Source organism: Nocardia sp. CDC159, from assembly GCF_023740735.1.
GTDB classification, from domain to species: domain Bacteria; phylum Actinomycetota; class Actinomycetes; order Mycobacteriales; family Mycobacteriaceae; genus Nocardia; species Nocardia pulmonis.
The window spans coordinates 58,953-79,470 of record NZ_JAMRXH010000006.1 but is presented as its reverse complement, the minus strand read 5'-3'; the positions used below and the strand labels follow the sequence as shown (position 1 = coordinate 79,470).

Here is a 20,518-nt window from a genome sequence, read left to right as displayed (position 1 = left end):
CCAGTTGCTGCCCTGATCGATACGACTCGGCCCGAGGAGAGTCGCATGCTCGACCGCACGGCAATCATCGGCATGGGCATCAGCGTCGGCGCGGCGACCACGGCATCGGCCTCGATCACCGCGGGCGGTCGGATATCGGTGTCGAGCCGCAGGCTCACCTCGCCGGATGCGGCCGTCGTGCGCGAGCTGCTGGCATCCATCCCATCGCAGGTGCACGTCACCGTCGCCGATCGTGGCGAGCAGTGGGTCGAACCGATCGATCGGGTGCATTCGCTTCCCGAACCGCTCGCCGCGCTGGAATGGCTGCGGCACGAGCACGGCCCGCTGCCGCCCGGACTGGTTCTGGTCTACGACCTCGGGGCGACGAGCCTGGACGTCGCGGTGGTCCGCGTCGACGCCGACGAATCGGCGATCGAGGGGACCCCGGTGCGCTCGCTCGACTTCGGCGGCCTCCCACTCGGCGCGGTGATCGCCGAAACCGGCTGCTCCCCTTCCGATTACGACAGCCTGCGCGCCGCGCACATCCGGGAGTCGTTCGCCGTGATCCGGGACGCCCTGCGGGCGGCGGCGGCCGACCTCGCCGAGATCGATCGAATCCTGCTGGTGGGCGGCGCATCTCGCGCACCGGAGGTGACGCGCACGATCGCCGAACTCGGCCGCCCGGCGGTCACCCCGGCCGACCCCGCGCACTGCGTCGCGATCGGAGCCGCGCTGCACGCCGCCCGTTTCGCCACCCCGCCCGCGGGACCGGGCGTGCGCACCCTCGCGCTGGCCGGTGCCGCCGCACTGGCCGTCGCCGGCGTCACCGTGGCATCGCTGTTCCTGCCCACTCACACACCGGCCCCCGCGCCGCCGCGGCCGATCGCGGCCCCGGAGGCCATCGCGCCGATCGCCTGGCATCTGCACACCGACGACATCGCACTGAAAGCCGCCGCGCAGCAAGGCGTCCCTACGCCGGAGACCGCGCCGGTGCGGGAGGACACCGCCACCGCACCACCACCCCCACCGGAGAGCACGCCGCCGCCCCGGCAGCACACCGAGCACCGGCGCCACCACGCGCCGCGGTTTCCGTGGCGTCACCACCACCACCACCACCACCACCACTGACTACGGCCTGCGCCGCGGCGGCTCGCAGCAGCCGACCGCACACGGCGCACCATCGGTCGTGCAGCCGTACCCGGGCACCGAGCCCAGTCGCCGCGCCGGAGCGCCGTCGAGCTGCTCGGTGACCAGTTCGGCGACCAGCTGCGCGAATCGCGGATCGGTTCCGGGCGTGGCCGCACGGGCGAAGGCCATACCGAGCTCGCCCGCCTTCTCGGCGGCCTCGTTGTCCAGATCCCAGATGACCTCGAGATGATCGGAGACGAAGCCGACCGGGCACACCACCACGGCCTCGACGCCCTTGCCGGACAACGATTCCAGATGGTCGACGATATCGGGCTCCAACCACGGCACCTGCGGCGGTCCCGAACGCGACTGCCAGACCACGTCGTAATCGTCGAAACCGGTTGCCGCGGCGCACAATCGGGCCGCCTCGGCGACCTGGCGGCTGTAGAGGCGGCCACCGTCGGCGCGCGGCCCGGCCGCCTCGTCCGCCGATTCCGGAATCGAATGCGCGGTGAACACCAGCCGGGCGCGGTCCCGGCGATCGGCCGGAAGCCGTTCCCGCGCGGCGCGAATCGCGTCGGCGAACGCCTCGATCAGCAGCGGATGGTCGAAGTACTGCCGCAGCTTCACCAGCGTCGGCGCGTCCGCGCCGACCGCGGTGCGCGCCCGGGCGATGTCCTCGTGGTACTGCCGACAGCCGGAGTACCCACCCCACGCCGAGGTCGGAAACACCAGGGCCGCACCGACACCCGCCGCGCGCATCCGCTCGACGGTGTCCTCGACCATCGGATGCCAGTTGCGGTTGCCGAAGTAGATCGGCAGATCAATTCCGCGCCGGTCGAATTCGGCCTCGACTGCCGCGATGATGTTTCGGTTGAGCGCGTTGATCGGCGACACTCCCCCGAAATGCAGGTAGTGCTCGGCCACCTCGGCCAACCGCTCCGGCGGCACGCCCCGGCCCCGAGTGACGTTCTCCAGGAACGGCAGCACGTCCTCGGGACGTTCGGGACCGCCGAACGACAGCAGCAGCAGCGCGTCGAAGGACATCAGTTGGCGGCGAAGCCGTCCGCGGGGAACCAGGTGTTGTGGCTCGCACCGCCGTCGACGTAGATGATCGAACCGGTGGTGCCCGGCAGCCAGTCCGACAGCAGGGTCACGATGGACTTGGCTACCACGGTCGGATCGTCGACATCCCAGCCGATCGGCGACGCGCCGTCCCAGTAGGTGTTGAGCATGTTGAGCTGCTTGGCGTCATCGGTGGCGGTGCCCGCGATGGCCTTGGCGGCGAGGGTCTTGATCGGACCGGCGGCGATCAGGTTGGAGCGAATCCGCTTGGCCTCGCCCACCTCCCGCGCCACATACCGGTTCACCGACTCCAGCGCGGCCTTGGCCACGCCCATCCAGTTGTAGTACGGCATCGCGGTGCGCGGATCGAAGTCCATGCCCACGATCGAACCGCCCTCGTTCATGACCGGCAGCACGGCCCGGGCCAGCGAGGCATAGCTCCACGCCGAAATCTCGAACGCCTTGGCCGCATCCGGGCCGGGGCCCTCCAGGAAGGGCTTGGCGTCGGGGCCCATCAGGGTGCGGGGCGCGAAGGCGATGGAGTGCAGCACGCCGTCGACGCCCTCGGGCGCGAGCTCGCGCACCTTCTCCGGCAGCGTCGCCAGATCCTCCTCGCTGGTGACATCGAGGCCGATGGCCGGGGGAATCTCCTGCGGCAGGCGCTTGGCGATCCGATCGATCAGCCGCAGCCGCTCCGGGATTCCGGTGATGAGCACCTTGCCGCCCTGCTCCTGCGCGACCTTGGCGGCGTGGAAGGCGATCGAGGAATCGGTGATGATGCCGGTGATGAGGACGGTCTTGCCTTCGAGCAATCCGCTCATTATGGGTGAGATCTCCTGTCGGGTCCGAAGTCTGAATTGTGCGAAATGCGAAGGCTCAGTGGCCCATACCCATGCCACCGTCGACGGGGATGACGGCACCGGAAATGTAGGCGGCGTCGTCGGAGGCCAGGAAGCTGATCGTGGCGGCAACCTCTTCCGGTCGGCCGATGCGCTTGGCCGGAATGGCCTGCATGGCCGCCTCGACGAACCGGTCTTCCATCTCCTGGGTCATATCGGTATCGATGAACCCGGGCGCCACCACATTGGCGGTGATGTTGCGCGAGCCGATCTCTCGCGTGATGGATCGAGCCATACCGATCAGCCCCGCCTTTGACGCGGCGTAGTTGACCTGGCCGGGGACGCCGGACATGCTGACCACCGAACCCAGAAAGATCATCCGGCCCCACTTGGCCTTCTGCATATCCCGGGTAGCCCTCTTGGCACAGCGCCACGCACCGGTGAGGTTCGCATCGATGACGCGGCTGAACTGCTCCTCGCTCATGCGCATCAGCAGCGTGTTGTCGGTAATGCCCGCATTGGCCACGAGCACCTCGACCGGACCCTGCTTCTCCGCCACCTCGGCGAAGGCACGATCGACCGACTCCGTATCCGTCACATCGCATTTCACACCGAACAGCCCCTCCGGCGCGCCCGATCCGCGATGCGTGACAGCGACCTTGTGTCCGTCGGCGGCCAGGCGCTGCGCGACCGCGAGGCCGATGCCCCGGTTACCGCCCGTGACCAGTACCGACCGGGATGTGATGTTCGACATGGGCATCAACCTACCTTCGTCCGCTCGTTCCGCTGCGACCGGCCCACGCGTGTGGCCGACTCCGTTCCCGCGCCTAGGGCAGCCGCTGCCGATAGGCCAGTCCGCCGCCCACGCCCGCCGCGCAGAACACCAGCCCCAGCAGCAGCCAGGGACGGCTGGCATCGCCGATCACCCGCTCGTAGCCGATCTGGCTCTGCAGGGTGTCGTAGACCCTGGTCAGCTCCTGAAGCGTTGAGGCGGTGTAGAACTCGCCGCCCGACAGCTTGGCGATCTCGCGCATCGCGTCGTCGTCGACCGGGACCTGGGCGTCCTGGGTACCGCCGTCGGGCAGCGGGATCTGCACCCGGCCCCAGGTGGTGCCGAAGGAGATGGTCGAGATCGGGATGTTCTTGTTCTTGGCCATCCGGGCCGCGGTGAATTCGTGCCGCGGATTCTCGTAGTCCTCGAACGCGGGCACGGTTTGCTTACCGTCGGACATCAGCACGATGCGCGCGGGCGGCGGCTCCTGCGCGCCGCCCAGCACCGAGCCGAGGGTGTCGATGGCCTGCAGCGCCGAGAAGATGCCCTCACCGGTGGCGGTGCGCTCGGCGAGTTTCAGATTGTCGATCGCCGCCTTCACGGCCTCGTGATTGGCCGTGGGCGAGACCAGCACCGAGGCGGTGCCCGCGAACGCCACCAGGCCGAGGTTGATGCCCTTGGGCAGTTCGTCGACGAATTCCTTACCGGCCTTCTTCGCCACCTGGATGCGCGACGGCGGCACGTCGGTGGCCTCCATCGACAGCGAGACGTCGATCACCAGCATCACCGTCGCGCGATTGCGCGGCACCTTCTTGGCCGCCTGCGGTCCGGCCGCGGCGATCGTCAGCAGCACCAGACTCACCAGCAGCAGCGCCACCGGCACATGCCGCCAGAAGCTGGGCCGCTTGGGGGCGACCTGCTCGAGGGTCTCCATATTGGAGAACAGCAGCAGATGCCGTTGGCGGCGGCGCTGATTCACCACGTACAGCAGGGCGAGCAGCGCGATGAGGACGAGGAAGCCGAGCCATACGGGCGCGGCGAAATGGGAAATGCTCACTGTCGAGGCACCCGTCCGGACGGGGCGCCGAAGGTGTGGCGCCGAGTGGACACGAACCGGACGACGTCGGCGATCCAATCCCGATCGGTGCGCAGCGTCATCACCGGGGCGCCCGCACTGCGCAGCGTCTGCTCGACCTGTTCGCGGTGACGCTGCGCCGCCTGCGCGAAATCGCTGCGCAGCGTGGCGGTCACGGTGAACTCGCGGGTGCGCCCGGTCTCCGGATCGTGCAGCACCACATCGCCCACATCGGGCAGGGCCAGATCCAGCGGATCGAGCACCTCCACCGCGAGCAGATCGTGGCGGCCGGAGATGGCGCGCAGCGAGCGCTGCCAGTCGATCTCGCCGAGGAAGTCCGAAATCACCACGGCCAGACCGCGTTTGCGCTGCGGGCGGCGCAGCGACTCGATGGCGCCGCGCAGATCCCCGCGCACGCCGTCGGCGGCGTGCGGTGTGGTCGCGATGGTGCGCAGCATCGACTGCGCGTGAATCCGCCCGCTGCGGGCCGGAATTCGAAACAGTCGCTCGCCGTTGGCGACGACCGCGCCGATCCGGTTGCCGCCGCCGCTGGTCAGATGCGTGACCGCGGCCGCCGCGGCGACCACCAGATCACGCTTCTGGCACCGCGCGGTGCCGAAGTCGAGGCTGGCCGACAGGTCGATCACCAGCCAGGTCTCGAGCTCGCGGTCGGCGATCATCTGCCGCACGTGCGGATGGGTGGTGCGGGCGGTGACCGACCAATCCATCTGGCGCACATCGTCGCCCGGCTGATACAGCCGGGCATCGCCGGGTTCGGAGCCGGGCCCGGGAATCAGGCCGAGGTGGTCACCGTGCAGCACGCCGTCGAGGCGACGGCGCACGGTCAGCTCCAGGGTTTTCAGCGCCGCGGACAGTTTCGGATCGGTGAGCTGACCGGATCGAAACGACGGCGGCGATCCGCCGCGGGCGGGCATATTGGCTGGAATCGTCACTGGTGCAACCGGTTCCGCTGCCTGGCTCACCGATTCTGCTGCTGCGGCTGCCCGGCGGCCTGCTGACCATTGGGCGCGGGCTGGGGCTGCGCAGCGCCCTGCGGCGGCGCGGGGACGGGCATCGGCGCGGGACCGTTCTGCTGCTGACCCGGCGCGTTGGCCTGCGGCGCGACCTGCGGCAGGCCGACCGTCTGCAGCACCCGGCGGATCACGTCGTCGGGGCTGATCTCGTCGGCCAGCGCGTCGTAGGACAGCACCAGGCGGTGACGCAGCACATCGGGCACCACCTCGACCACGTCCTGCGGCACGACGTAATCGCGGCCGCGAATCAGGGCCACCGCCCGCGCGGCCGCGATGATGCCCAGGCTCGCGCGCGGCGAGGCGCCGTAGGCGATCCAGCCCGCGACGTCGTTCATGCCGAATTCGGCGGGTTTGCGGGTCGCGGCGATCACCCGGACCACATAGTCGACCAGCGCGTGGTGGACGAAGGTGTTGGCCGCCAGCTTCTGCAGCCGGATCAGCTCGGCGGGCTCCAGGATCTGCTTGGGCTCCGGCGGGGTGACACCCATCCGGTAGATGATCTCGCGCTCCTCCTCGACCGAGGGGTAATCGACGACCACCTTGAACAGGAAGCGGTCGCGCTGCGCCTCGGGCAGCGGGTACACGCCCTCGCTCTCGATCGGGTTCTGGGTCGCCATGACCAGGAACGGATCGGGCATCGGGTAGGTCTTGCCGCCGATCGAGACGTGCCGCTCGGCCATCACCTCGAGCAGCGCCGACTGCACCTTGGCCGGGGCGCGGTTGATCTCGTCGGCGAGCACGAAGTTCGCCACCACCGGGCCGAGTTCGGTGTCGAACTCCTCGCGGCCCTGCCGGTAGATGCGCGTGCCGACCAGATCGGTGGGGACCAGGTCCGGGGTGAACTGCACGCGGGAGAACGAGCCGCCCACGACCCGGGCGAAGGTCTCCACGGCCAGGGTCTTCGCGATGCCCGGCACACCCTCGAGTAGCACGTGGCCCCGGGCGAGCACGCCGACCAGCAGGCGCTCCACGAGGCGGTCCTGGCCCACGATCACCCGTTTGACTTCGTAGATCGCCTTCTCCAGGGTCTGGACGTCGCGCTCGAGGGTGTTGGGCGACGGCGCGTCCTGCGCCGAATTCACCGTGCTCACACCATCCGTCGAAGTCACCAACATCCCCGCTTTCGCCTAGTCCGGCCCCGAGAGGCTCGCCGCTGCATCCGTGGTTCGCACCCGAGTGTGTTCCCCACAACTATTCCAGGTTTGGCATCCTCCCCCAACGCGGCCACGGGATTCCACGACACTCCCGAATCGGGCGTGCACCGGCTCCCGGGCAGCGACCGCCTGCCCAGCGGTTCGCCGCGTGTTGCGCGACACTTTGCACAGTAACGCAAATCATCCGCGGCGGCCGCTGGACAGCGCCGAGGATCAGACCCGCGTCAGCAGGTGATCGAGTCGTTCGCGCACCGCGGCGATGCGGGCGTGTCCGGCTGCGGGGTCGGCGTCGAGCGAGGGGATCTCGATGCTGAGGCGGCCGTCGAAGGTGCTGATCAGATAGCAGCCGCCCCAGATCGGTCCGGCGGGCAGGTCGCGGGCGACCTTGGCGTGGAAGCCGCCGCGGAAGTCGGTGAGCCGCAGCGCGGCCGGGGAACGCAGCGCCGGGACCGGGCCCCAGTTGGTCGCGACCACCGCCCCGTCGGCCATCGCCTGCGCGGACTGCGCCAGCAGGGCCGGATCGGCGAGCGCCAGCGGGCTGCGCTGGATCGTGCCCTCGGCGAGGCCGGCGTGCAGGCCGGCGTTGACCTCGCGGGCGAGGGTCAGCGGATCGGCGCTTTGCCCGCTGCTCTGGAACGAGGCGAAGCCGAGCACGTTGGTGCCCTCGGTGAGGCCGATCTGTGGGGTGAGCCGGGTGCGCAGGTTCACCGGATAGGCGTAGACCAGATCCGCCAGCGCGGCGTCGCGAATCTCGGCCTCCGCCAGCAGCAGCGCGGCCGAGAGCAGGCCGTTGATCGTGATGCGCTCGCGGTGGCCGAGGTCGGCCAGGGCCGCGGTCCGCTCGGCGGTCAGTCGCAGGCGGGCCATGGCGAAGGTGAGGGGTTCGGTCGCGGGCGCGCTCGGCGCGGGCGGCGCCTCGGCGGCGGTCGTCGCGGCTTCGGCCGATTCGAGCCGATCGATACCGCGCTCGGCGAGCAGCTGCTCCACCGACTTCGGATACGGGTGGCGGCGCAGCTGGGCGGAGACGCCCTCGACGGCGTCGGTGTAGCGGTCCCACAGCGCGGTGAGGACGCCGAAGGAGTGGTAGGCGTCGGCGATGCTGTGATGCGTCGCCAGGGTCACGCTCGCCTCGGTGCCGTCGTAGGTGACGATCAGCGCGCTCAGCGAGCGGGCCTGGTCCAGATCCAATCCGGCCAGCGGGCGATCCAGCGAACCGTGCCCGACCCGAAGCGTGGGCCGGGCCTCGGAGGTCACGATGACCGCCTCACCGTCGGCCGTGGTCTCCAGCCGGGCGGCGAGCACCGGGTAGGTGCGGCAGACGGCCTCGTAGGCGGTGGCCAGCGCGGTCAGATCCAGTTCGCCCGAGGTGTGGACGCAATAGCCGACATAGAGCTGGTTACCGGCGAACATCGCCTCGCTCGGCGCCAGGGCGCGCGTGATTTCGGGCGTGGTCATGCGGGGACTCCCATTCAACTGCACGGTGTATTCGACTCGGATTCAGAATTCTCTGCGCGAATGCGGGAAATACGCTTCGGGCGCGAGGGGGCCAGAATTGGCAATCTCTTTCACGCGATCGACGGATCGGTGGTGACCAGTAGAAACAACCGGATACACTCCGGTGCAACAGGTTTCATTACGATCACCAGCGCACGCTAACACTGCTTCCAACTGGCAGCAAGCGAGATTACCGGCAGTTCGCGCCGGCCGCGGGCGAGTCGTTCAACGGCGATTTGCCCGATTCGACAGACAGCGTTTCGTCCATTTCCTCGATTTATGCGGAATAGATATCAAGGAATTAGTCGCACTGCGTAAGGCATAATTCCACCCTCGCGCACCGGCGAGACCTTCACCACATCACCAGATTCAGGTGCCTCGACCATCTTTCCGTCACCCAGATACAGCGCCACGTGTTCGCTGCCGTCCGGCCCCCAGAACAGCATGTCGCCGCGTTCGCGCTCGGCCACCGGCACCCGGGTGCCCATGTTGTACTGGTAGCCGCTGTAGTGCGGCAGCGAGATGCCGACACCGGCGAAGGCGTAGATCATCAGGCCGGAGCAGTCGAAGCCGACCTTGTTGAAATCGCCGTAGCTGTCGGCGACGCCGCCGTCGTGGATGCCCAGGGTCGGGCCGTCCTCGTTGCCGCCACCCCAGGAGTAGGTCACGCCAAGTTGCGACATCGCGCGGTCGACGACGGTCTCGATCAGCTGCGCGCGGTCGCCCGACGGCAGGTGCGGCAGAGCGGGCAGCGAGCGACGCGGCGGCGGGCTGTTGTCGAGTTGAGTGTGCGGGCGCTTCCCGGCGCCCAGCTGGGCGGCGCGATCGCGGGCATCCCGATTCGCCGCAGTGCGGGCGGCGGCCGCTGCCGCCGCTGCCGCCGCGACGGCCTGTTCGGCGCGGCGCTGCCGATCCCAGGCCAGATACGCATCGCGCTGACCCTGCAGTCCGACCACCCGCTCGCGCGCGGCATCGAGCCGCTGCTGGGCCGAATCACGCTGCTGCGCAAGGGCATCGCGAGCGGCGAGCTGCTGGTCCTGGGCGGCCTGCACGGCCGCGACCGCGTGCTGCGCCTCGATCTTCTTCTGCTCGGCCGCGGCCGCGGCGGCATCGGCGCCCCGCTTGGCCTGGCGGGCGGTCGAATCGCGGTTGGCCTGGTCGACCTGGGCCCGGCGTAATCGATCCAGCGCGTCCTGCTGGGCCTTGGACGCCACCGAGAGCAACTGGGCGCGTTCGAGGGCCAGCGCCGGATCGGCCCCGGTGAGCACATTGACCATCGCGTTGGCCCCCGGCCGGGTGTATGCCTCGAGGGCAAAGCGATCGAAGGCCGCCCGCGCCGCACCGACCTTGGCCGCGGCATCCGCCAGCTCCCGCTGGGTGCCCGCCACCACCGCCGCGGCCTCATCGGCCGCCGTGCGCGCGGTCTGCAGGTCGACCAGGGCCTTGTTGACCGCCTCCCGCTTGCGGGCGAGCTCGGCATCGAGCTGCTGCAATTGCTGTTCGGCCGCGGCCACCTCGTTGATCAGACCGCTCACCTCACCCAGCGAGGCATCCACCTGCCCGCCCGCCGCGGCGATATCCCCATCGCTCGGATTCGGCGGCGGCGGAGGCACCGCCCCCGCGACGGCGACGCGCCCCGTCAGCGCCACCGCACACACCAGCAACCCCGCAGCGACCCACAGCGGCCCCCCGCACCGCCTCGCCGACACCCGCATCACACCTCCCTGGATCCCATCGCGGCTCCCGGGGAACGAGGCACGAGCAACCACCGAAACCGCAGGAACAACGGCCTCTGGTGACCCATGTGACACTTATTCCCCAAAAGTGTCATACCGAACCGTACGGCACTTACGTCACGGAGGAAACAGTGACAACAGGCCCGTCGCCAGATATTTAGGAGGTTGCCCGCCGATTGCCTGATGGCCCTACGGATTCTCCCGAACGAAACAAACCGAGCGTTAGGTAAACAGGCTCTATTCAGACCGGTCGGGCGACTAGTTCAGCGAGAAGGGTCCGCCGCCGCCGCGCGGGCACGACGACGGCGGGATGTCAGTCGCGGGCGGCCTGTTCCCGCGCGGCGCGACGGGACTTGACGTAATAAAGGCCGCCGATCGCGACCACGGTGCCCGCCAGGAGCACGCCGGTGACGGCCGTCCAGGACACCATCTCCGGCTGTTCGAGCCGGCTCACGAAGGCCTGCGCCGCCTCGGTGCTGTGGCCGTGACCGCGATATTTGGCAATATCCTCGGCCCGCTCGAGCTGGTGCCGACTGATCGAATCGCTGTAGGTGCCCGCCCAGTCGTCACTGAGGACCAGAATCGTGCCGTGCTCGGACCTGCCCACATCGGTGGCCAGATCGCGCAGATCCGAGTCGCGACCCGGATTACCCGGAACGATGATGATGCTCAACGGAATTCCGTGCTCGCGCGCACCCTGCGCCACGGTGGCCAGACCCTCCTGATCGACGTCCTTCGGCGCGGCGACATGGTTGTCGGCGAGGTCCACCAGGATCGAACTCAGATCGGTGTCCGGCGGTAGCCCTGCGGCCATGGGGGTGAAAACCGAGGCGTGCGAGACGGTCATCTTCCATCCGGTCTGTCGAGCCGCCTTGTAGGCGACGGGCATCCAACACAAGTTCAGGCAATCGAATGCACAGTACGCGACCGGGGCATGATGGAGGCTGGGACGCCTCGCTGGACATGCCCCGCGCGTTTCACAGGACAAGCGTACTGTTAGGCTCGGAAGCACGAGGCGCACAGCCCAGCCTGCGCCCTCGACCGGGCCGTCGGCACAGCCCCGCCGACGGCCACACCCTCACCGGGCCTGTGCGTCAGCGCCCGGAGGAGGCAGCTTGTGTAACCACGTAGGGCGCCGCACAGGCCCCCATCAGACACGACGAGTGGAGCTGAACGTATGACGAGCATCGATACATTCGGCGCCAAGGGCACCCTGCAGGTCGGAGATCGGTCGTATGAGATCTTCCGCCTGTCCGCTGTGCCCGGCACCGAGAAGCTGCCCTACGCGCTGAAGGTCCTCGCGGAGAACCTGCTTCGCACCGAGGACGGCGCCAACATCACCGCCGACCACATCCGCGCCATCGCGAACTGGGACGCCAAGGCCGAGCCCAACACCGAGATCCAGTTCACCCCGGCCCGCGTGATCATGCAGGACTTCACCGGCGTGCCCTGCATCGTGGACCTGGCGACCATGCGCGAGGCCGTCGAGACCCTGGGCGGCGACCCGAACAAGGTCAACCCGCTGGCCCCGGCCGAGATGGTCATCGACCACTCGGTCATCATCGACGTCTTCGGCCGCGACGACGCCTTCCAGCGCAACGTCGACATCGAGTACCAGCGCAACGGCGAGCGCTACCAGTTCCTGCGCTGGGGCCAGACCGCCTTCGACGACTTCAAGGTCGTGCCGCCGTCCACCGGCATCGTGCACCAGGTCAACATCGAGCATCTGGCCCGCGTGGTGATGGTCCGCGACGGCCAGGCCTACCCGGACACCTGCGTCGGCACCGACTCGCACACCACCATGGTCAACGGCCTGGGCGTATTGGGTTGGGGCGTCGGCGGTATCGAGGCCGAGGCGGCCATGCTGGGCCAGCCGGTCTCGATGCTGATCCCGCGCGTGGTCGGCTTCAAGCTGACCGGTGAGATCCAGCCGGGCGTGACCGCCACCGACGTCGTGCTCACCGTCACCGACATGCTGCGCAAGCACGGTGTGGTCGGCAAGTTCGTCGAGTTCTACGGCAAGGGCGTGGCCGAGGTGCCGCTGGCCAACCGCGCCACCCTGGGCAATATGAGCCCGGAATTCGGTTCCACCGCGGCGATCTTCCCGATCGACCAGGTCACCCTGGACTACCTGCACCTGACCGGCCGCAGCGACGAGCAGGTCGCGCTGGTCGAGGCCTACGCCAAGGAGCAGGGCCTGTGGCACGACGCCGATCACGAGCCGGAGTACTCGGAGTACCTCGAGCTCGACCTGTCGACCGTGGTGCCGTCGATCGCGGGCCCGAAGCGCCCGCAGGACCGAATCCTGCTGTCGGAGAGCAAGATCGCCTTCCGCAAGGACATCCACAACTACACCAACGACGCCGAGGCCACCCCCCACTCGCATCTGGACGAGGCCATCGAGGAGTCGTTCCCGGCCAGCGATCCGGCCGTGCTGTCCTTCGCCGACGACGACGCCGTGCTGCCGACCGCCGCGAACAACGCGACCGGCCGCCCGTCCAAGCCGGTGAAGGTGCACACCGAGGAGTACGGCGACTTCGTGCTCGATCACGGCGCCGTGGTGGTCGCCTCGATCACCTCCTGCACCAACACCTCCAACCCGTCGGTCATGCTGGGCGCGGCCCTGCTCGCCCGCAACGCGGTAGACAAGGGCCTGAGCCGCAAGCCGTGGGTCAAGACCTCGATGGCACCGGGTTCGCAGGTCGTCAACGACTACTACGAGAAGGCCGGGCTCTGGCCCTACCTGGACAAGCTGGGCTTCAACCTGGTCGCCTTCGGCTGTGCCACCTGCATCGGCAACACCGGCCCACTGCCGGAGGAGATCTCCAAGGCGGTCAACGACAACGACCTCACCGTCACCGCGGTGCTGTCGGGCAACCGCAACTTCGAGGGCCGCATCTCCCCCGACGTCAAGATGAACTACCTGGCCTCGCCGCCGCTGGTCATCGCGTACGCGCTCGCGGGCACGATGGACTTCGACTTCGAGAACGACTCGCTGGGCAAGGACTCCGACGGCAACGACGTCTACCTGCGCGACATCTGGCCCTCGCCGCAGGAGATCCAGGACACCATCGACCGCGTCATCAGCCGCGACATGTTCGTCAAGGACTACGCGGACGTGTTCAAGGGTGACGAGCGCTGGCGCAACCTGCCCACCCCGGAGGGCAAGACCTTCGCGTGGGACGAGAACTCGACCTACGTGCGCAAGGCGCCGTACTTCGACGGCATGCCGGAGCAGCCGGAGCCCGTCACCGACATCACGGGTGCGCGCGTGCTGGCGCTGCTGGGCGATTCGGTCACCACCGACCACATCTCCCCCGCGGGCAACATCAAGCCGGGCACCCCGGCCGCGCAGTACCTCGAGGCCAACGGCGTGGAGCGCAAGGACTACAACTCCTACGGCTCGCGTCGCGGTAACCACGAGGTGATGATCCGCGGCACCTTCGCCAACATCCGGCTGCGCAACCAGCTGCTCGACGACGTCTCGGGCGGTTACACCCGCGACTTCACCCAGGAGGGCGGCCCGCAGGCGTTCATCTACGACGCCTCGCAGAACTACCAGAAGGCCGGCATTCCGCTGGTCGTGCTGGGCGGTAAGGAGTACGGCTCGGGTTCCTCGCGCGACTGGGCGGCCAAGGGCACCCGCCTGCTGGGCGTGCGCGCGGTGATCGCCGAATCCTTCGAGCGCATCCACCGCTCCAACCTCATCGGCATGGGCGTGATCCCGCTGCAGTTCCCGCAGGGTGAATCGGCCAAGTCGCTGAAGCTCGACGGCACCGAGACCTTCGACATCGAGGGCATCACCAAGCTGAACGAGGGGGTGACTCCGAAGACCTTGAAAGTGACCGCTACCAAGGAGAACGGAGAGAAGATCACCTTCGACGCCGTGGTGCGCATCGACACCCCCGGTGAGGCCGACTACTACCGCAACGGTGGCATTCTCCAGTTCGTGCTGCGCAACATGATCCGCAGCTGACCTGAACTTGCCATGATGTCCTGGCCCCGAATTCGTTTCGGGGCCAGGAACTCCGCTCGTCGCTAGTGCAAGACCCCCGTCCCGGCCTTCGGCCGGGGACAACGAGAAGGGCACGGGGCCGGGACAACGGTCCTGCAGGGGGCCGGAACAACGGTCCTGCGGGGGGCCGGAACAACGGTCCTGCGGGGGGCCGGAACAACGGTCCTCCGCTCGGCAGCCCCAGCCGCTCCTCGTTTCCCCGCCGCAGGCGGGGCGGGGGTCTCGCGCACACCCCGTTTGGAGGAGCCCCATGCCCAAGGTCAGTGACGACCACCTCGCCGCCCGGCGCAGCCAGATCCTGGACGGGGCGCGGCGCTGCTTCGCCGAATACGGCTACGAGGGCGCCACCGTGCGGCGGCTGGAGGAGGCCATCGGGCTGTCCCGGGGCGCGATCTTCCACCACTTCCGCGACAAGGACGCGCTGTTTCTCGCCCTGGCACAGGAGGATGCCGGGCGGATGGCCGAGGTCGCGGCCAATCAGGGCATCGTGCAGGTGATGCGCGAAATGCTCGCCAATCCCGAACAGTACAACTGGCTCGGCACCCGCCTCGAGATCGCCAGACGCCTGCGCACCGATCCCGAATTCGCCGCCAGCTGGACCCAGCGCTCCGCCGAACTCACCGCCGCCACCCTCGCCCGCCTGGAACGCCGCAAGGCCGCGGGCGCCCTGCGCGACGACGTCCCCACCGACGTCCTGCTCGGCTACCTCGATCTGGTCCTGGACGGCCTCATCGCCCGCATCGCCTCCGGCCACGCCAACGAAAACCTCGAAGCCGTCCTGGATCTCGTGGAGGCCTCGGTGCGCCGCAAGACCTGATCAGCCGCCGAAGGTCTCATTGATGTACTGCGCGGCATGCGTCGTCCACGTCACCGTCTCGCCCGGCAGATTGTGGAATGGATACAGCACATGCTCCCCGTCCGGCGCGGGCATGAGATAGCCGATTACACCCCGCACGGTGGCCAGGTACCGCTGCAGATTCGCCACCGGATCGAGCAGCAGCCAACGCAGCAGTTCCTCGAAGATCAGCGGCCCCACATTGCCCACGCGGGCGCCCTCCACGAATGCGAACGGCGAAATTCCCACGTCGATGATCCGCAACGGCGAATCTGCGGGCGAGGCGGTGATGATGTCGCGCGGATTGGCGTATTCGCGCACCGCGACCCGCTCCGGCCACGGGCCGTGCTGACCGTGTAACCCGAACGTCTCCGGCGGGCACAGATCCTTCACCGAATCCCCCGCCCGGCGAACCGGACTGGCGATGTTCACCGCGAAGGCGATCTCCAGCGGACTGCCGTCGGCATTGGTGAACTCCCCCGTCTGCACCCCCTCGAGAATCCGGCCGACCACGATCCCACCCAGCGAATTGCTCAGCAGCCCACACACATTCGGTGAGTTCCGGATCGCCGCCACCCCCGCGGCCGTCCCGACCCGCACCGAGGTGTCCAGCGAGGGCCCCCACAACTCGGGAACCGGACCGATGGATGCGGGCCAGTCCGGCTCGAACCAGCTGAAATATCGGGGATCCAGCAGCCCGGTCACCGCCTGCAACATGCCCGAGGCGGTCCCGTCGGGATTTCTGACCTCTCCGGTTCCCCGGAACGTGATGATATCGATCATCGTTTTCTCCCTACGCGTACTACCACGGTAGCGAAACGGCTCACAGGCCGAAATTGTCGTTGATGTATTGCGCCGCATGGTCGGTCCACACCAGATCCGAGCCCGGCAACTTGCTCGACGGATAGCCGACATGCGGCCCGCCGGGGGTGAGCAGGCCGAGCACACCGCGCACCGCCGTCGCGTAGCGGCCCAGGTTGACCACCGGATCGCGCATCAGCCAGCGCAGCAGTTCGTCGAAGATCTGATAGGTGACGTCGCCGAAGCGCGCCCCCTCCACGAACGAGAACGGCGACAGGCCCACATCGATGATCCGCAGCGGCGAATCACCCGGCGCGGCGGTGATGAGGTCAGCGGGATCGGCGTACTCGCGCGTGGCCACGTCGGTGGGCCAGTCGCCGCGCTGCCCGTACAGCCCGAAGGTGCACGGCGGGCACAGATCCTCGACCGAATCACCCGAGCGGCGCAGCGGATTGGCGATATTCACCGCGAAGGCGATCTCCAGCGGACTGCCGTCGACATTGGTGTATCGGCCCGCGCGCACCCCCTCCAAAATCCGGCTGGCGCAGATGCCGCCGAGCGAATAGCTCAGCAGCCCACAGACATTCGGCGAATTCTGGATCACCCGCACCCCGGCCTCGATGCCCTCGGCCACCGAGGCGTCCAGCGCGGGCCCCCACAGCTCCGGATCCGGTCCGATCGAGGCCCGCCAATTCGGTTCGAAGCCTCGGAAACGCTCCGGATCGAGTTGTCCGATCACCGCGGCCAGCATGCCCACCGGGATGCCGTCCGCGCTGCGCCACTCGTTCGTTCCGCGGAAGGTGATGACGTCGATCATCGGGTTTCTCCTCACCCGCATGCGAAGTTCCCTGCCGCGCCACGGTAGGCCCGGCGACTTCGACCGAGCACCGGGCGCGGACAGGTCTGCGCGCACAGCGTGCAACGATCGCCGAGCGTGACCCAGAACACGCCGAATGCGGAATATCCGAAGATCAACTGACCGTTTCACTGTTCATGACCTTCGCCGTGCCCGTCACCGTCCGTGGCTACGAAATCGACGTCAACGGCCACCTGAACCAGGCGGTCTACCACCAGTACGCCGAGCACGCCCGCTGGGAGCACTTCCGCGCGGCCGGACTGGACGCGGAGAAGATGCGTGCCGCCAACCTCGGCCCGGTGGTCCTCGAGTCGACCATCAAGTACCTGCGCGAACTGCATCTCGGCGACGAGGTGAACGTCACCAGCGCGTTCGAATGGGGCCAGGGCAAGGTCTTCAAGTTCCGCCAGCAGATCGTCAAGCTCGACGGCACGGTCTCCGCCGACATCACGGTGGTGACGGGCCTGATGGATCTGGCCACCCGCAAACTCGTCCCGAATCCGGTCGACCGGTTTCGCGCGCTGACCGACTCGCCGGATCTGCTCGGCCTGTGACCGGTTGAGACCTCAACCGAAAATCTCTCGGGCGCTGGCCCTTTCCGCGCGCGTGCCGGATATCCGCACGCACACCTGAAATCTTTCGTTGCGAACCGATCAGCGACGGCTGCGAGCTATGATCCAGATCACGCTCGGCTTCCGTGGCAAACCGCGAGCAGATCGGAGACCAGCCCATGTTCGACGCCGACCTTCACACCGCCACCCCGCCGCTGTCCGGCTCCCTGGTGGCCGAATCGGAGCGGTCGGTCAGTGTGCGCGTGACCGACGGCGTATGGACCTTCGACCGCGCCGACGTCCTGTCGATCGTCGAAACCGACGGTGCGCCAACGACTTCCGAGCGTCCCGTGCGGGTACGCATTCGCTCGGGCGCCACCGCCGAATTCACCCGGCGCCTGCGCATCGACCTGACCGAACGCCCGATGACCCTGGGACATCCGCCCTCCCCCGCCCGCGGCGACGAGCTGCTGGCCCGGCTCACCACGGACTGGGCGCGCGAATTGCGGCTTCCCGCAACACCCGGCGTCGGCGGGGCGACGTTCACCTACATCCAGACCAAGACCGACGCCCGCAGCGACGACGGCACCGCCTGCGACAGTCTCGACTGAGGCGACGCGGCATGGCTGGCGGCGCGACCGGTTCGGTGCTGATCGTCACCGAAACCAACGACGTGCACGCCGACGCGCTGACCGCGACGCTGCGAAATGTGCACGGCATCACGCCGATTCGTCTCGACATGCGCGACTTCCCGAACGAGAGCGGCAGTTTCCGCCTCGGCCGCGTCGGCACCGCGCGCTCGCTGTCGCATGTGCCGGGCCTGGACGGGGTCACCTCGGTGTGGTGGCGGCGGCCGCACCGGTGCCGGATCGCGAACGGGATCTCCAGCGCCGACGACGAATTCCGCCAGGCCGAATGCGACGGCTTCCTCCAGGGCCTGCTGTGGTCGATTCCGGCGCTGTGGGTCAACGACCCGGGCGCCGACCGCACCGCCTGCCGCAAGATCGTGCAGCTCGAAACCGCCCGGCGTTCCGGCTTCGCGGTCCCCGACACCCTGATCACCAGCAGTCCGGACGAGGCGCGCGACTTCGTGGAAGCCCGGCCGGGCCGGGTGGTCTACAAGCGCACCGGCACCGGCCGGTCGGCATTCTCCGAAACCCGCCTGCTCGCTCCGGCCGATCTGGACCGGCTGGGGAGCATCCGCTTCGCGCCGACCACCTTCCAGGACTACATCGAGGCCGACTGCGATCTGCGCGTGGTGTGGATCGACGGGCTGGAGTGGACGGTGCGCATCGACTCGCAATCCGGTGTGGGACGGGTGGATTCGCGCCTGGACACGGCCGTGGAGTTCGCACCGGCCCGGCTGCCCGCGGCGGTGAGCAAATCGCTCGCCACGCTGATGGGCGCGCTGGGACTGGTGTTCGGGGTGCTCGACATCCGCGTCGGCGTCGACGGCGAGTACTACTTCCTCGAGGTGAATCCGCAGGGCCAGTTCGCCTATCTGGAGATCAAGACCGGCCTGCCGATCTTCGCCAGCCTGGCCAATTTCCTGGTCAACGCCGACGCGGCGGTACCCGGGCACTGAGCCCTACTCCAGGCTCGCGAGCAGCACCCGCAGCATCCGGTCGAATTCGCGGCGCTCCGGCGCCGACAGCACCGACAGCAGCCGGGTCTCGTTGCGCGTGTGCTCGCCGACGACCGCGTCGACGAGTTCGCGCCCGGCCTCGGTCAGCGCGACCCGCACCGCGCGCCGATCCTGGGCATCGGCGATGCGCCGGACCAGTCCGGCCGATTCCAGCCGGTCCAGCCGCCCGGTCATCCCGGCCCGGGACAGCATGAGCTGATCGGCCAGCAACGAGGGGTTCAGCTCGAACGGCTTGCCCGAGCGCCGCAGCGCCGCAAGCACATCGAACTCACCGCGCGCCAGCCCGTGCGCGGCGAACACCTCCTCCACCGCCCTCGACGCGACCAGATACAGCCGACCCAACCGGCCCGCGATCGCCATCGCCTCCAGCTCGAGGTCGGGCCGTTCCCGCCGCCACTGCGCGACGATCTCGTCCACCGCGTCGGTCTTCCGCTCTGCCATGGCCGGAATTCTATTCGATGCCATATAGTTAGGCATCTAACTATCAGATAGCGAATAATCGGAGCTTGCCATGGAGACCACCCACATCCCGGCCGTCGTCCGTCAGCCCGCCGAGGTCGAAACCCTGCGCACCCAACAGGTCACGGTCCGACTGCTGATCGATGCGCACGAGACCGGCAACAGCCTGAGCACCGTCGAGGTGACGATGGCCGCCGGTGCGGACGGCGCGGCGCCGCACTATCACACCCGCTCCGAGGAGCTGTTCTACGTCGCCGACGGCGAACTCCAGGTGATGGCCGCCGACGAGATCGTCACCGTCGGCGCGGGCGGATCGATCGTGGTACCCCGCCGGATGCCGCACGCGTTCGGCGCGGCACCCGGGAGCGGGGCGCGCATCCTGATCGCGCTCACACCCGGAGTGCGACGCTTCGAGTATTTCCGCATGCTCGAACGAATCGCCGACGGCTCGGCCACCCGCGCCGAATTGGCCGCCGTGCAGGACGAATTCGACAATCACTTCGTCGACGCCCCACACTGGTGGGCCGAGCGAAACGCCAACCGCCGCTGAGCCGTTCCGGCCGCCGACCCGGATGTCAATCGGCACAGACACTTTCGTGCCCGACCGGTCGCCGTCCGAGCGCTGCGAGCAGCACCCATCGCCACGTCGGCGACGACGAGCCGAAACCTTCCGGGCCAGCGGCGCGGAAGGTCAAGGCCGCCACCGTGATTCGCGGCGCCGAGCCCTACTTCGCGGCGGACTTGCGGCGATTGGCTCCACCACGGCTGCGGAGTTGCACATGCGACTCCACGAGCACGTTGTGGATGAATCCGTACGAGCGGCCGGTTTCCCGCGCCAGCGAGCGAATGCTGGCGCCCGCCTCGTACTGCTTCTTGAGTTGGGTTTGCAGGCGGTCTCGCGACTTTCCGGTGACGCGCGTGCCCTTACCCAACGTGGACTTCCCTTGTGCGGGCCTGTCACTCATGGCTTCCTCCGGTCGCCCTGCAGCCTCATTCCAGGCTAGACACTCTGCGTTCAGTGATCAACGCCTCTCTGTGATTCGGATCACGAAATCGGCGTGGACCCCCTAATCCGATGAA

General features: G+C 68.4%; 20 protein-coding genes. 7 read left to right on the top strand and 13 right to left on the bottom strand.

Going from position 1 to position 20,518, the window contains the following annotated elements:
• The first annotated feature begins 45 nt into the window (after positions 1 to 45).
• A complete protein-coding gene (locus tag NDR87_RS15260) occupies positions 46 to 1,107 on the top strand; it encodes an Hsp70 family protein (RefSeq protein ID WP_251913795.1) in 1,062 nt (353 codons plus the stop codon).
• Here NDR87_RS15260 and NDR87_RS15255 read toward each other — a convergent pair whose 3' ends face one another.
• The 9 genes from NDR87_RS15255 to NDR87_RS15215 form a co-directional block, all read right to left on the bottom strand.
• Positions 1,108 to 2,154, bottom strand: a complete 1,047-nt coding sequence (locus NDR87_RS15255; RefSeq protein ID WP_251913796.1) for a ferrochelatase — start codon at positions 2,152 to 2,154, stop codon at positions 1,108 to 1,110.
• The gene (inhA, locus tag NDR87_RS15250; protein ID WP_251913797.1) at positions 2,154 to 2,993 is read right to left on the bottom strand and encodes an NADH-dependent enoyl-ACP reductase InhA; all 840 of its coding nucleotides are present in this window, start codon (positions 2,991 to 2,993) and stop codon (positions 2,154 to 2,156) included. The genes NDR87_RS15255 and inhA overlap by 1 nt, the downstream gene beginning before the upstream one ends.
• A gap of 55 nt (positions 2,994 to 3,048) precedes the next feature.
• Complete coding sequence (gene fabG1, locus NDR87_RS15245) at positions 3,049 to 3,765, bottom strand: 3-oxoacyl-ACP reductase FabG1 (protein ID WP_251913798.1); 717 nt, start codon at positions 3,763 to 3,765, stop codon at positions 3,049 to 3,051.
• 73 nt (positions 3,766 to 3,838) lie between these two features.
• The gene (locus NDR87_RS15240) at positions 3,839 to 4,840 is read right to left on the bottom strand and encodes a VWA domain-containing protein (protein WP_251913799.1); all 1,002 of its coding nucleotides are present in this window, start codon (positions 4,838 to 4,840) and stop codon (positions 3,839 to 3,841) included.
• Positions 4,837 to 5,793, bottom strand: a complete 957-nt coding sequence (locus NDR87_RS15235; protein ID WP_251913890.1) for a DUF58 domain-containing protein — start codon at positions 5,791 to 5,793, stop codon at positions 4,837 to 4,839. Before NDR87_RS15235 ends, NDR87_RS15240 begins: the two co-directional genes overlap by 4 nt.
• Positions 5,794 to 5,837: 44 nt before the next feature.
• Positions 5,838 to 7,007, bottom strand: coding sequence for a MoxR family ATPase (locus NDR87_RS15230; RefSeq protein ID WP_251913800.1), 1,170 nt, complete (start codon positions 7,005 to 7,007; stop codon positions 5,838 to 5,840).
• Positions 7,008 to 7,259: 252 nt separating this feature from the next.
• Positions 7,260 to 8,501, bottom strand: coding sequence for a hypothetical protein (locus NDR87_RS15225; protein WP_251913801.1), 1,242 nt, complete (start codon positions 8,499 to 8,501; stop codon positions 7,260 to 7,262).
• A 332-nt stretch (positions 8,502 to 8,833) separates the two neighbouring features.
• Complete coding sequence (locus NDR87_RS15220; RefSeq protein WP_251913802.1) at positions 8,834 to 10,255, bottom strand: NlpC/P60 family protein; 1,422 nt, start codon at positions 10,253 to 10,255, stop codon at positions 8,834 to 8,836.
• Between the two features lie 334 nt (positions 10,256 to 10,589).
• A complete protein-coding gene (locus NDR87_RS15215; protein WP_251913803.1) occupies positions 10,590 to 11,123 on the bottom strand; it encodes a DUF6676 family protein in 534 nt (177 codons plus the stop codon).
• 330 nt (positions 11,124 to 11,453) lie between these two features.
• On the opposite strand from NDR87_RS15215, the gene acnA reads away from it, so the two are divergent.
• Positions 11,454 to 14,252 carry an aconitate hydratase AcnA gene (gene acnA / locus NDR87_RS15210; RefSeq protein WP_251913804.1) on the top strand — a complete coding sequence of 933 codons (2,799 nt, stop codon included), beginning with the start codon at positions 11,454 to 11,456 and terminating at the stop codon, positions 14,250 to 14,252.
• 289 nt (positions 14,253 to 14,541) lie between these two features.
• Entirely contained in the window at positions 14,542 to 15,108 is a 567-nt protein-coding gene (locus NDR87_RS15205; RefSeq protein WP_251913805.1) for a TetR/AcrR family transcriptional regulator, read from the top strand.
• Here NDR87_RS15205 and NDR87_RS15200 read toward each other — a convergent pair whose 3' ends face one another.
• Entirely contained in the window at positions 15,109 to 15,909 is an 801-nt protein-coding gene (locus NDR87_RS15200; protein ID WP_251913806.1) for a hypothetical protein, read from the bottom strand.
• 40 nt (positions 15,910 to 15,949) lie between these two features.
• Positions 15,950 to 16,744: a hypothetical protein gene (locus NDR87_RS15195; RefSeq protein WP_251913807.1), complete on the bottom strand. Its 795-nt coding sequence runs from the start codon at positions 16,742 to 16,744 to the stop codon at positions 15,950 to 15,952.
• A 176-nt stretch (positions 16,745 to 16,920) separates the two neighbouring features.
• Here NDR87_RS15195 and NDR87_RS15190 point away from each other — a divergent pair, with 176 nt between their 5' ends.
• The 3 genes from NDR87_RS15190 to NDR87_RS15180 all read left to right on the top strand — a co-directional run bounded on the left by NDR87_RS15190 (position 16,921) and on the right by NDR87_RS15180 (position 18,919).
• Entirely contained in the window at positions 16,921 to 17,337 is a 417-nt protein-coding gene (locus NDR87_RS15190) for a thioesterase family protein (protein WP_251913808.1), read from the top strand.
• Positions 17,338 to 17,480: 143 nt separating this feature from the next.
• A complete protein-coding gene (locus NDR87_RS15185; protein ID WP_251913809.1) occupies positions 17,481 to 17,945 on the top strand; it encodes a hypothetical protein in 465 nt (154 codons plus the stop codon).
• Positions 17,946 to 17,956: 11 nt separating this feature from the next.
• Positions 17,957 to 18,919, top strand: a complete 963-nt coding sequence (locus NDR87_RS15180; protein WP_251913810.1) for a hypothetical protein — start codon at positions 17,957 to 17,959, stop codon at positions 18,917 to 18,919.
• A 3-nt stretch (positions 18,920 to 18,922) separates the two neighbouring features.
• On the opposite strand, the gene NDR87_RS15175 is transcribed toward NDR87_RS15180, so the two are convergent.
• Entirely contained in the window at positions 18,923 to 19,420 is a 498-nt protein-coding gene (locus tag NDR87_RS15175) for a MarR family winged helix-turn-helix transcriptional regulator (protein ID WP_251913811.1), read from the bottom strand.
• Between the two features lie 70 nt (positions 19,421 to 19,490).
• Here NDR87_RS15175 and NDR87_RS15170 point away from each other — a divergent pair, with 70 nt between their 5' ends.
• Positions 19,491 to 19,988, top strand: a complete 498-nt coding sequence (locus tag NDR87_RS15170; protein WP_251913812.1) for a cupin domain-containing protein — start codon at positions 19,491 to 19,493, stop codon at positions 19,986 to 19,988.
• Positions 19,989 to 20,163: 175 nt separating this feature from the next.
• On the opposite strand, the gene NDR87_RS15165 is transcribed toward NDR87_RS15170, so the two are convergent.
• Positions 20,164 to 20,403: a helix-turn-helix domain-containing protein gene (locus tag NDR87_RS15165; RefSeq protein WP_067588425.1), complete on the bottom strand. Its 240-nt coding sequence runs from the start codon at positions 20,401 to 20,403 to the stop codon at positions 20,164 to 20,166.
• Positions 20,404 to 20,518 lie beyond the last annotated feature (115 nt).